Below are 11,350 nucleotides of genomic sequence, written 5' to 3' on the forward strand. Positions count from 1 at the left end.
TTCGGTCGATGCACGCGACGACTTCGAGTCGGATGGTGACCGAGGGCCGCTTCGACTGCCGCCACGTCGTCGGGATCCCAATCGGAGAAAAGGTGGCTGGTCTGCTCATCGTCGATGTCGATATAGAGGCTGCCGGCCAGAACCCACGGCTTGCGCTGCTGGGGCAGATGCCGATCGCGTGAGGCGACGGTCTCAGCTCGCTCACCTGCTGGGAAGATGAACACGGTGCACATGGAGGGGAGCGTAGGTGGTGCAGGTTCGCCGCGTCCTGGCTGCTCTGAGCGACCCGGTGCGGCTGGCCATCGTCGCCCGGCTCGAGAGGCCGAACCCGACGGTGAACTGGCGTGTACAACATTCGCACTGCCGGTCAGCAAGTCCACCCAGAGCGGCCATTTCAAGGCCCTTCGGGAGGCAGGCGTGATCCGCCAGCGGGACGAGGGGACCCGGCGGCTCAACCGGCTCCGCCGAGAAGATCTCGACGCCCGCTTCCCCGGACTCCTCGATATCGCCATCCCAGAAGGACGTGACGTGACCGCCAGTTGGTGACGACACCGGTCATCAATCTCGCGGTTGGGTGGGCCCGTTACCCCTCGTCGCCGCACCTTTTCCTCCGAATTCCTCTCCGGCTGCCTCAACCACGCGTTCTCCGAAGGGCGTCAAGCGCGTCGCCGGGCCGCGCTCGGCGCGCTTGAGCAAAGGCTGTCCGAGATCGTTTTCAAGGCGGGTGATCTGGGTCGTCAAGGCGGAGGCCCAGCGGGCACCTCCGCCTCCATACCCACCCCCAGGTCGGACGCGTAATGCTGAGCGTTCGGGCGGCTTCGCCGATCGTTGGGTAGGAGTGTGCGGCCACGAAGCGTTCGAGCCGCTGTCAGGCATATGGGCTGGTGAGGACACCACGGAGGATGGCCGGGGTCTTATCCGTATCTGTACGCGTACGGCAGCCTGGAGGTAGCCACCTGTCAAGCCCACTGCCAGGTAATCGAGTCGATCGCCATCCAGACGGACTTGCCCACGATGGAATGGCCGACGCGGGAGCCGGGCCGGATGGACACGTTTCCCGGGTATCCCGCGTACGGGGATGTCCTGCGGGCGTTGGGAGAGGCCGGGTGCCGGTGGGAGAAGTACGAGCCGCTGACCCTTGAGGGCCAATGCGCGATCCGCGTTCCCGCCTCGGACGTGATCTTCGTCTTCACCGCCGCAAACGGGGAGGACCCCCTGCTCTGCAGCGCGTCGGTGGCCGAACACCGCCCCCACACCTGCGGCTAATTGGGCGCTCCGAGATGGTTCGTGGGATTTCAGGTTGAGTCGAGGTTCGGGGGTGGCTCGTTCCAAGGGAGGGCACGGACGGGCGCCCACGTCCCGACGCCCCTACCGGCGGCGGCGCTGTGGTGTTGTCCGCCGTCTTCAGGGCCAGATACTGATGACCGCTGCGGTGGGGAGGAGCGCGCCGGCGAGGGCGAGGAGCCAGTACGAGAGTTGCGCGAGTTGAGTGCGGCGGGCGCGTGGTCGGTTGGCGAGCCACCACAGGACGGCGCAGGCTGCGGCTATGGGGCCGAAGAGGACAAGTGCGGCTGACAGGTCGTCGCCGAAGTCGGACCCTGTTGGTTGCGCCCAGAGGACGACGATGAAATAGAGCATCCGGATCGGGACGACCGCGGGGACGCCGAGGAGCACGTTGAGCCCCGGCCCCCGACCCGCTCCCCCGGCGGCGGGCTCCTACTTCGGCCGCACGAGCCGGGTTTCGTAGGCGAACACCACGGCCTGGACCCGGTCGCGCAGCTCCAGTTTGACCAGGATCCGGTTCAGATGGGTCTTCACCGTCGCTTCTGCCAAGTGCAGTGCGGCGGCGATCTCTGTGTTGGACAGCCCGCGGCCCACCTCCGTGAGCACTTCGCGTTCGCGGGCGGTGAGTTTGCCGAGCCGGTCGTCCTGGCCCCGGTCGGTTCCGGACGGGAGGTGGTGGGCGAAGTTCTCCAGGAGCAGCCGCGTGATGCGCGGCGCGACGACCGCGTCGCCGGCCGCGACACAGCGGATCGCGGCGAGCAGTTCCTGCGGGAGCGCGTTCTTGAGGAGGAAGCCCGAGGCGCCTGCCCGCAGCCCGGCGAAGGCGTACTCGTCGAGGTCGAACGTGGTCAGGATGAGGACCTTCGACTCCGGGGACTCGGCCACGATGCGCTCGGTCGCCTCGATGCCGTCGGTGCCGGGCATCCGGACGTCCATGAGTACGACGTCGGGCCGCAGTTCGCGGGCGAGCCGGGCGGCCTCCGCGCCGTCGCCGGCCTCACCGACCGGTTCCATGTCGGGCTGCGCGTCGAGCACCATGGTGAAGGCCATGCGCAGCAGGGGCTCGTCGTCGACGAGCAGGACACGAATGGGCATGCGGCTACGCTTCGTTCCGGTTGAGGGTGAGTGCGGCGCGGACCTGCCAGCCGCCGCCGGGTCGTGGCCCGGCCGTCAGTTCGCCGTTGTAGGCCGCGGCCCGCTCCCGCATTCCGTGCAGACCGTGACCGGTGGTGGCGGCGGGGAACTTGGTGGTGGGGCCGGTGTCGGTGACGTCGACGGTGATCTCCTGGGGGCCGCAGCTGACGCGCACGATCGCTGTGGTGCCCGGCGGTGTGTGCTTGAGGGTGTTGGTGAGGGCTTCCTGGACCAGGCGGTAGACGGTCAACTGTGCTGCGGCGGGAGCGACCGACGGATCGCCGTGGACCTCCAGGAGAGTGGGCAGTCCGGCTGCGCGCACCTGGTCGGCCAGGGGTTCCAGCTGAGCGATGGCCGGCATGGGGTGGCGCAGGGCGTCCGGCTCGTCGGCGCGCAGTACGCCGAGGAAGCGCCGCATGTCGGTGATGGCCTGGCGTCCGGTGGTGGAGACCTGGCGCATGGCCGTGGTGGCCAGCTCCGGGGTGCGGTCCTGTGCGAAGACCGCGCCGTCGGCGAGTGCCACCATGACCGACAGGTTGTGCGTGACGATGTCGTGCATCTCGCGGGCGATCCGGGAGCGTTCCCCGGCGACGGCGAGCTGTGCCTGCTGGTCCCGCTCGCGCTCCAGGCGCTGGGCGCGCTCTTCGAGCAGGGCCATCTCGGCGCGCCGGCCGCGCATGTTGATGCCGATGACCGAGGCGGCGACGACCATCGCGGAGAGGCCGATGAACGTCTCGGCTCCGCGGTCGTCGGGCGCCCAGCGGATCGCGGCCAGGAGCACCCCGCCTTCGAGCACGCCGATGGCGAGCCACATACGCTGCCTGCTCGCGTGCGCGGCGACCGTGTACAGAGCGATGAGCAGCGCGATGTCCGCCGGGAGCCGCAGGTCTGCGAGCCATTGGGCGAACGCGAGCGCCGCCATCGTCAGGAACACCGCGAACGGCGCCCGCCTGCGCCACACCAGCGGCAGCACCATCGGGGCGGTGAAGCCCACGATGGTCCACGGGCGGTCGTGCAAGGGTCGCCGTGCCATGACCGAGAGCGCCACGAAGACGGCGGCCGCGAAGAGCGCGTCGACCGCGAGCGGGGAGAGCCGGGCACGGGCCCGAAGCCGGGCGCGCACCGCGAGGGCGCGCCACGACTCGGCCCGCCGCCGCGCGGCGGTCGCGTGCCCGTGCGTCATGAACCTGTCCGGCAGAGCCGCGCGGGATCGGCGGCGCCGTGCCGGGAACCCGCCGTCGGCGTCATCAGGCGTCCCGCCGCTTGAGCGCCACTCCCGCTCCGGCCAGCGCGATCAGCGCGTACAGGCAGAAGAATGCGAACCCGGTCCATGGGGCCAGCGTATGTGGCTCCTGGTGGATGTGGAGCAGCCCCTGCCCTGCCGTGCTCGGCAGGTACGGGTTGATGTTCTGGAACCACGACGACGGCAGGGCCTCGGCGAGTACCGGCAGGACGAGCAGCACCCCGAAGACGGTGGCGATACCGCCCGCCGTGTTACGGATCAGCGCCCCGAAGGCCACGCCGAGCAGGCCCACGACCGTGAGGTAGAGACCGGCTCCGAGGACCGCCCGCACCACGCCGGGTGCGCTCAGCGAAGTTCCCAGGTGGTGGCCGGACATGGCGGCCTGGCCGATGAGGAACGCCACCAGCGAGGCGACCGTCGTCAGGACGCAGGCCACTACGCCGTACACCAGGGCCTTGGCCCACAGGACGGGCAGTCGGCGGGGAACGGCGGACAGCGAGGCGCGGATCATGCCGGTCGCGTACTCGCCGCTGACGACGAGGACTCCGAGGACGCCGACGGCGAGCTGGGCCAGGTAGAAGCCGCGCAGGCTGACCAGGGTCGGGTCGAAGTGGGCCTTCTCGTCGGCGGGCAGGTGTGCCCAGCGGTCGGCCGTGAAGTAGCTGAAGAGCAGGCCCAGGCCGACCATCGCGAGGACGGCGGCGAGCAGTGTGAACAGGGTGGAGCGCAGCGACCGCAGCTTGATCCACTCGGAGTGGATCACCCGGACCTGGGTCACCTCGCCGCGGGCCGCGGCGGGGATGATGGATGCCGTCGTCATGCCGCACGTCCTTCACTGCCCGCGGCGACCAGCTCGGGCGCCGGGGCCTGGAACTCCACGGCGTCCCTGGTCAGTTCCATGAACGCCTCTTCGAGGGAGGCCTGCTGTGGGGTGAGCTCGGCAAGGGCGATGGCGTGGTCGGCCGCGACGCGTCCGATCCGGTCGCTGCTCATGCCGGTTACTTCGAGGACCCCTGGCTCCTGCGAGCCGATCGTGACGTCCGGGCCCGCGAGAAGTTCGCGGAGCTTCTCCGATTCACCGGTCCGTACCCGCACCACATCGCCGGCGGCCTGTGCCGTGAACTCCGCCACCGAAGTGTCGGCGATCAGCCGGCCGCGTCCGATCACGATCAAGTGCTCGGCGGTGAGGGCCATTTCGGACATCAGGTGTGAGGACACCAGGACCGTACGCCCTTCGGCGGCCAGGCCCTTGAGAAGGTTACGTATCCACAGGATGCCCTCGGGGTCGAGGCCGTTGACCGGTTCGTCGAGGATCACCGTCGCCGGGTCGCCGAGCAGTGCGCTGGCGATGCCGAGCCGCTGGCCCATGCCGAGCGAGAAGCCGCCCACGCGCTTCTTGGCCACCTCGCGCAGGCCGACCAGGTCGATCACCTCGTTCACCCGGGCCGCCGAGATGCCGGTGGTCGCGGCGAGGGCCAGGAGGTGGTTGTAGGCGCTGCGACCGGTGTGGATGGCCCGTGCCTCCAGCATCGCCCCGACCTCGTGCAGCGGCGCCCGGTGCTCGGCGTAACTCCTGCCGTTCACGACCGCGCGGCCCGAGGTGGGTGCGTCGAGGCCGAGGAGCATCCGCATCGTGGTGGATTTGCCCGCACCGTTCGGCCCCAGAAATCCGGTGACGATGCCGGGTCGCACCGTGAAGCTGAGGTCCGCGACGGCGGTGCGCTCACCGTAGCGTTTGGTGAGGGAATGGGCTTCGATCATGAAAGGGTCCTTGCAGGAAAGGGCATCGGGAGTCCGAAGCGGACGCTGTCCACGCTAGGTCCGCTCCCCCGGCCGGTACGACGCCCCTCGGACCGACATTGCGGCGGCCTTCCTGCACCCCGGGATTGAACGCCCGTACACCCGGCGATGTACACGCCCCGGCCCCGACCGCGGTGCCGACGCAGACCTTGCGCCGATGTGGAACCGCTGCCGGGGCGGGACAGATGCGTCGATCAGCGCTTGACGGCTGAGGTCAGCGGGTCGATTCCCGGCCCTGATCGGCCACGGTGTTGCCGGTGACCGTGCCGTCTGCGCCGGCCAGCGTCACCGCGTGCCGGACCCCGTCGGGGCCGAGCACCACGGCCTGCCAGGCGCTGCCGCCGCCCTGCTGGGCGACCACCCGCAGCGATTCGACCTTGCCGCCGGAAACGGCACCTGCCGCCTTGTCCACGGCCTGCGCGGCGGGCAGCGCCGGCAGCGGCGCCGGAGCCTGTGCGAGTCCGCGCGCGGCGGAATCCCATTCGCCCGGCCCGGCCTCCCGCGCCTTCTTGCCCCCGTCCCGGCCTTCCTTCTCCGACCCACCGTGGTCGCCTCGGCCGTCGGCCGCGAACCGGCCGCCGCCGCGCTCCTCGTGGTGGTGCTCCGCCACCGCCGCTGCCGCAGCACCGCCGCCGATCAGCACCACAAGACCGAGCGCCACCCATCGCGTACGGCCCTGACGGGTCAGCCTGGCGAACCGGCCGCGGCGCCCCGCCGCCTTGCCGGCCTGCCCGGCAGCCTCCTCGCCCGGACCCACGGGGTGCTCGGGAGGCTGGGGAATGGACTGTGTCATCTGGCTGCTCCTCGCGTTCCACCGGGCACGCGCCCGGCTCGGACAGAGCATGCGAGCACGTTGCTGAAGCTTTGCTGAAGCCACCTGAAGAACCCTTCAGCAATCTGTCAAGGCGACCTGAGAACCTTGGCCCATGCGCGTACTGGTGGTGGAGGACGAACGGCGGCTGGCCGCGGCCCTGCAACGAGGGCTCCAGGCCGAGGGCTTCTCGGTGGACGTCGCCCACGACGGCCCGCAGGGCCTGTGGCTGGCGGGTGAGCACGACTACGACGCCATCGTGCTCGACATCATGCTGCCCGGCGTCAACGGCTACCGGGTGTGCGCACGGCTGCGCGCCGCGGGCTGCGAGTCGGGCATCCTGATGCTCACCGCGAAGGACGGCGAGTACGACGAGGCGGAGGCCCTTGACACGGGCGCCGACGACTTCCTGTCCAAGCCGTTCTCGTACGTCGTCCTGGTGGCCCGGCTGCGCGCGCTCATCCGGCGCACAGGGCGGCGCAGTCCGCAGATCATGGAGTTCGGTGACCTGGTGATCGACCCGGCCAGGCAGCGCTGCACGCGGGGCGGGGTCGAGGCCCGGCTGACCTCGCGCGAGTTCGCGGTGCTCGTGCATCTGGCCCGCCGCGCCGGTGAGGTCGTGCCCAAGCGGGAGATCCTGGAGCAGGTGTGGGACGCCGCCTACGAGGGCGACCTGAACGTCGTCGAGGTGCACGTCAGCGCGCTGCGCCGCAAGATCGACGCCCCCTTCGGGCGGGCCGCGGTGGAGACCGTCCGCGGGGCGGGCTACCGGCTGGCGGCCGACGGTGGCTGAGCCGCACGAGCACAGCGGCACCAGGCCCGGCGCCGTTCCCCGCCGAGTCGTCGCCCGGCTCCGGTGCCTCGCTCGGCGCCTGCGGCCCCGGTCCGTGCGGGCCCGCGCCACGCTCGGCGCATCCACCGTGGTCGCGCTGGCGCTCGGCGTCGCCTCCTTCGGGCTGCTCGGGCTGCTGGAGAACAACCTGATGCGCAACGCCCAGACCGACGCCGAACGGCAGGCCGTCCTCACCGCCGGTCTCGCGGCCGAAGGCCGGCTCGACCCCGTGCTGACCCCGGACCGCGGCATCGACTTCCTCCAGGTCGTCGACGCCCACGGCCGGGTGCTCGCGGCCAGCCCCAACCTGGCCGGCCGCCCTGCCCTCTCGACCGCTCGCCCCAGCGCGCCGGGCACCGTACGCGGCACCTGGAACGGCAGGCCGGTGCGGGAGGAGCACCGCCAGCGCGTCGTCCAGGTCACCACCGCCACCGGGAACGGCCTCGTCACCGTGTACGCGGGCACATCGCTGCGGGAGGCCGACGCGGCCGACGAGTTCATCCGGGCCTCCCTCATCTTCGCGGTGCCGCTGCTCGTTCTGACCGTCGCCCTGGTCACCTGGCGGGTCACGGGCTGGGCCCTGCGCCCCGTGGAGGCGATCCGCGCCGAGGTCGCCGAGATCAGCGACCGCGACCTGCACCGCCGGGTACCCGTGCCGCACAGCCAGGACGAGATCGCCCGGCTCGCGGCCACGATGAACACCACCCTGGACCGTCTCGAAGCGTCCGTGACCCGCCAGCGCCAGTTCATCGCCGACGCCTCGCACGAACTGCGCAGCCCTATCACCGTGCTCCGTACGCAACTTGAGGTGGCCCAGGCCCACCCCGACCCCGACCTGTGGAGCGAACTCCTCAGCGGCGCTCTGGAAGACACCGTCCGGCTCCAGGACCTGGCCTCCGATCTGTTGCTGCTCGCCCGGCTCGACACCGCGCAGGCGCCCCCTTGCGCCACGGTCGACCTCACGGAAGTCGTCCGGGAGGCGGCCCGTGCGCGCAAGGGGGACCCGGTCCCGGTGGATACCGAGATCGCCCCGGAGATCACCGTGCGCGGGAGCACGCTGTGGCTCGCCCGGCTCGTCACCAATCTGCTGGACAACGCACAACGCCACGCCAGCAACCGGATCCTGCTCTCCCTGAGCGTGGACGAAGCCCACAACACAGCGGTGTTGGAGGTCAGCGACGACGGCCCGGGCATCCCGCCCGCCGACCGCGAACGCGTCTTCGAACGCTTCACCCGGCTCGACGACGCCCGCAGCCGCGACCAAGGAGGTTCGGGCCTCGGCCTTGCCATCGCCCGCGACATCGCCACCCACCTTGGCGGCTCACTCACCGTCCAGGACTCGGCGCCGGGCGCCCACCTGGTGGCCCAACTCCCGCTGGACACCGCCTGACTCGTCGTGCGGTGGCCCACGACGTACGGCTCGGCGTGTGGCTCTCCAACCAGAAGACACGTGACGGACGGTCGAGCTGACCTCATACCGCTGGAGCCCGGGCCGGAGGGAAAGCAGCAGCTGCTCCAAGGCGGCCGGCCACGAGATCACGGTCGGCCGACAGCACACCGGCGACGAGAACGGCCCGAGCCGATACCAGTACGCCACGACTCCGACTGACTCCGTGACCGGGAGTGTCCGCGGTAGCGGTATGTGCGTGAACCGATAGCTTTGCAAGTCCGCGCCCTGCTACCCCATATCCCTGACGGGCGTGGCCCACAAGGGCCCGGACCCGCAATGCGGTAGCACTGCCGCGCGCCGTATGGGCTGCCGAGTTCAGGGCGGGCCCAGCCATGGGCCAGAGCCACCACAACAACCATCCGCACCGCTCTGTCGAGAGGACTTCCGTCCGGGCTCGGCACAGGAGTCGGACAGTCGGGCATCCCCCCTGCCGGCCGCCCCGCTGCACCGAGGCTGTTGGAAGGGGGTTAGGCTCCGGGCCGGTCTCGCCGGACGGCGGCGGGCAGGTGGAGGCCGGGGGCCGTGAACGACAAGACAGCCAGCCGGGTCCGTCCGGCACCGGACGCTCCCGCGTCCACGCAGCAAGGTGCGTCCGGCAGCTTCACGGGGCGGGTGCTGCGGGTCTGCCTCGACGTGTTCGTCGGTGCGCTCGTCCTGGCGCTCGTGGCGGGCATCGCGCTCTTGGTGGCGCCGGATCTCCTGGCGCGCCTGGAGCAGCCCGCACTCCAGGCGTGGGGCACGGTGATGGCCGCCGTGGTGATCCAGGGCGTGCCCTTCCTGCTCCTTGGCACGGTGGTGTCGGCCGCGGTCACCACCCTGGTCCCGGACCGCGTGCTCGCCCGGGTCCTGCCCCGCAACCCGGTGCTCGCGGTCCCGGTCGCGGGCGCCGCCGGGGCTCTGTTGCCGGGGTGCGAGTGCGCGTCCGTGCCGGTCGCGGGGAGTCTGATCCGGCGCGGGGTCGCGCCGGCCGCAGCGCTGACGTTCCTGCTCGCGGCACCGGCGGTGAATCCGGTCGTCCTCGTGGCCACTTCGATCGCGTTCCCGGGCCGCCCGGTCATGGTCCTGGCGCGGCTGCTCGCCTCGCTCGCCGCTTCGGTCGCGATGGGCTGGCTGTGGATCCGGCTCGGCCGCACCGAATGGCTCAGGCTCGCCGACCGGCCACCCGCCGCCGCAGACCGGGGCTGCCTCGACGCCTTCACCCGCGCCCTGCAGCACGACTTCCTCCACGCCGGCGGATTCCTCGTACTCGGAGCGGCAGCGGCGGCGACCTTCAATGTCGCCGTGCCGCCCTCGGTCCTTGAGTCCTTCGCCGGATCGCCGTGGCTGTCGGTGCCGTTGCTCGGCCTGCTCGCGGTCGTCCTGTCGATCTGCTCGGAGGCGGACGCCTTCGTCGCGGCATCGCTGTCCGGGTTCTCACCGACCGCCCGGCTCGCCTTCATGGTGGTCGGGCCGATGGTCGACCTCAAGCTGATCGCGCTCCAGTCCGGCACGTTCGGCCGCGCCTTCGCCCTCCGGTTCTCCACCGCCACCTTCGCGACGGCCGTGCTCACCGCCACCGTGGTCGGAGGGTGGCTGCTGTGAAGAAACAACTGCCTGCCATGCTGCTCGTCCTCATCGGCTGCGCCCTGCTGCGGATCAGCCTGCTGAGCGATCTGTACCTGCGGTACGTGAAGGAAGGACTGCGGCCCCTGCTGATCGCCTCGGGGGTGGTGCTCGTCGTGCTGGGCCTCGCCGCGGCGCTGCGCACGCGGGAGCACAGCGGGCAGGAGGAGCGCGGGCACGAGGAGGACCAGGGGTATGACGAGGGCCACGGGCACTCGCATCCCGCAGCCGGCCCCAAGACAGCCTGGCTGCTTGCGCTGCCCGCGGTCATGCTGCTGCTGTTCGCCCCGCCCGCCCTCGGCTCGTACACCGTCGCCCGGGACGGATCCGGCGCGGTCGCCCGGCGCACGACGTTCGCTCCGCTGCCCGCGCTCAGCCCGCTTCCGCTGTCGCTGAGCGACTTCACCAGCCGCGCCGTCTGGGACGAGAAAGCGTCATTGAAGGGCCGCACGGTCCGCCTCACCGGTTTCGTCGCCCCGGGGAACGCCACCGCCTGGCAGCTCAGCCGGGTGATCGTCAGCTGCTGTGCAGCCGATGCCCGAGTACTGAAGGTCGAAGTCCACGGGATCGCCGCCCCGCCCAAGGACAGCTGGGTCACCGTCACCGGAACGTGGCGGCCCACCGCCAAGGCCCCGGCTCTAGACGCCACCAGCATCGAGCACATCGCACAGCCCAAGAACCCCTACCGTGACAGCGCGCGGCCCTGAGCTTCAGCCGATCTCCAGCGTGACGGTGTAGCTGCCCTGTCCCGGACGGCAGGGCATCGCCTCACCACAGGAGTTGCGGTGCGCGAAGATGTGCGCGGTGCCGGTGCGGCGGGCGGTGAAGTCGGCGGCCGCGACACCGCAGCCGGCCCCTGGTTCGCAGGTGCCCGTGGGGGTGCTGCCGCCCTTGCCCGCGGGGTCGAGTATCTGAGGGTCGGAGCTGGCGGGCGTGGACCAGTACGTACTGTGCAGACGGACCAGGACCGGCGCACCAACGTGCACTCTGACGACCTTGCCGGCGGCGTGTTCGTCGAGGGTGACGGGGTGCTGCGGCGGCATGGCGGCGGTACCCGTACCGGAGGTCGCGGGAGGGTGCGAACTGCCGGACCGGGAACAGCCGTTGACCGCGCCGACCGCCAGGGCGGCGGCCAGCATTGTCGCGAGATGACGAACCCGTCGAGGAGCCACGGAGCCTCCGGAAGCGAAGAGC

General features: G+C 71.1%; 14 protein-coding genes. 6 read left to right on the top strand and 8 right to left on the bottom strand.

The window, feature by feature from the left end; translation table 11 throughout:
- Nucleotides 1-8 precede the first annotated feature (8 nt).
- Complete coding sequence (locus ADK54_RS46955) at nt 9-182, top strand: hypothetical protein (RefSeq protein ID WP_234392320.1); 174 nt, start codon at nt 9-11, stop codon at nt 180-182.
- Nucleotides 183-558: 376 nt separating this feature from the next.
- Here ADK54_RS46955 and ADK54_RS47905 read toward each other — a convergent pair whose 3' ends face one another.
- Complete coding sequence (locus ADK54_RS47905; protein ID WP_234392321.1) at nt 559-876, bottom strand: LysR family transcriptional regulator; 318 nt, start codon at nt 874-876, stop codon at nt 559-561.
- 168 nt (nt 877-1,044) lie between these two features.
- On the opposite strand from ADK54_RS47905, the gene ADK54_RS34045 reads away from it, so the two are divergent.
- Nucleotides 1,045-1,266, top strand: a complete 222-nt coding sequence (locus tag ADK54_RS34045) for a hypothetical protein (RefSeq protein WP_053729656.1) — start codon at nt 1,045-1,047, stop codon at nt 1,264-1,266.
- A gap of 138 nt (nt 1,267-1,404) precedes the next feature.
- On the opposite strand, the gene ADK54_RS34050 is transcribed toward ADK54_RS34045, so the two are convergent.
- The 6 genes from ADK54_RS34050 to ADK54_RS34075 form a co-directional block, all read right to left on the bottom strand.
- Entirely contained in the window at nt 1,405-1,674 is a 270-nt protein-coding gene (locus ADK54_RS34050; protein ID WP_053729657.1) for a hypothetical protein, read from the bottom strand.
- 42 nt (nt 1,675-1,716) lie between these two features.
- Nucleotides 1,717-2,379, bottom strand: a complete 663-nt coding sequence (locus ADK54_RS34055) for a response regulator (protein WP_053729658.1) — start codon at nt 2,377-2,379, stop codon at nt 1,717-1,719.
- A gap of 4 nt (nt 2,380-2,383) precedes the next feature.
- Nucleotides 2,384-3,601, bottom strand: coding sequence for a sensor histidine kinase (locus tag ADK54_RS34060; protein WP_078966830.1), 1,218 nt, complete (start codon nt 3,599-3,601; stop codon nt 2,384-2,386).
- 64 nt (nt 3,602-3,665) lie between these two features.
- Nucleotides 3,666-4,481: an ABC transporter permease subunit gene (locus ADK54_RS34065; RefSeq protein WP_053729659.1), complete on the bottom strand. Its 816-nt coding sequence runs from the start codon at nt 4,479-4,481 to the stop codon at nt 3,666-3,668.
- Nucleotides 4,478-5,422, bottom strand: coding sequence for an ABC transporter ATP-binding protein (locus tag ADK54_RS34070; protein ID WP_053729660.1), 945 nt, complete (start codon nt 5,420-5,422; stop codon nt 4,478-4,480). Before ADK54_RS34070 ends, ADK54_RS34065 begins: the two co-directional genes overlap by 4 nt.
- A gap of 253 nt (nt 5,423-5,675) precedes the next feature.
- Entirely contained in the window at nt 5,676-6,254 is a 579-nt protein-coding gene (locus ADK54_RS34075) for a hypothetical protein (protein WP_053729661.1), read from the bottom strand.
- A gap of 133 nt (nt 6,255-6,387) precedes the next feature.
- Here ADK54_RS34075 and ADK54_RS34080 point away from each other — a divergent pair, with 133 nt between their 5' ends.
- The 4 genes from ADK54_RS34080 (at nt 6,388) to ADK54_RS34095 (ending at nt 10,863) form a co-directional block, all read left to right on the top strand.
- Entirely contained in the window at nt 6,388-7,065 is a 678-nt protein-coding gene (locus ADK54_RS34080) for a response regulator transcription factor (RefSeq protein ID WP_053729662.1), read from the top strand.
- Nucleotides 7,058-8,494 carry a sensor histidine kinase gene (locus tag ADK54_RS34085; RefSeq protein ID WP_234392322.1) on the top strand — a complete coding sequence of 479 codons (1,437 nt, stop codon included), beginning with the start codon at nt 7,058-7,060 and terminating at the stop codon, nt 8,492-8,494. The genes ADK54_RS34080 and ADK54_RS34085 overlap by 8 nt, the downstream gene beginning before the upstream one ends.
- A gap of 582 nt (nt 8,495-9,076) precedes the next feature.
- Nucleotides 9,077-10,135: a permease gene (locus tag ADK54_RS34090; protein WP_078966831.1), complete on the top strand. Its 1,059-nt coding sequence runs from the start codon at nt 9,077-9,079 to the stop codon at nt 10,133-10,135.
- On the top strand, nt 10,132-10,863 hold the full coding sequence (locus ADK54_RS34095) for a TIGR03943 family putative permease subunit (protein WP_053729664.1): 732 nt from the start codon (nt 10,132-10,134) through the stop codon (nt 10,861-10,863). The genes ADK54_RS34090 and ADK54_RS34095 overlap by 4 nt, the downstream gene beginning before the upstream one ends.
- Before the next feature lie 3 nt (nt 10,864-10,866).
- On the opposite strand, the gene ADK54_RS34100 is transcribed toward ADK54_RS34095, so the two are convergent.
- Nucleotides 10,867-11,295 (bottom strand): hypothetical protein, encoded by a 429-nt coding sequence (locus ADK54_RS34100; protein WP_053729665.1) that lies wholly within the window; start codon nt 11,293-11,295, stop codon nt 10,867-10,869.
- Nucleotides 11,296-11,350: the final 55 nt, after the last annotated feature.

The sequence above is a fragment of the Streptomyces sp. WM6378 genome, from assembly GCF_001279695.1.
Classification (GTDB): Bacteria; Actinomycetota; Actinomycetes; order Streptomycetales; family Streptomycetaceae; genus Streptomyces.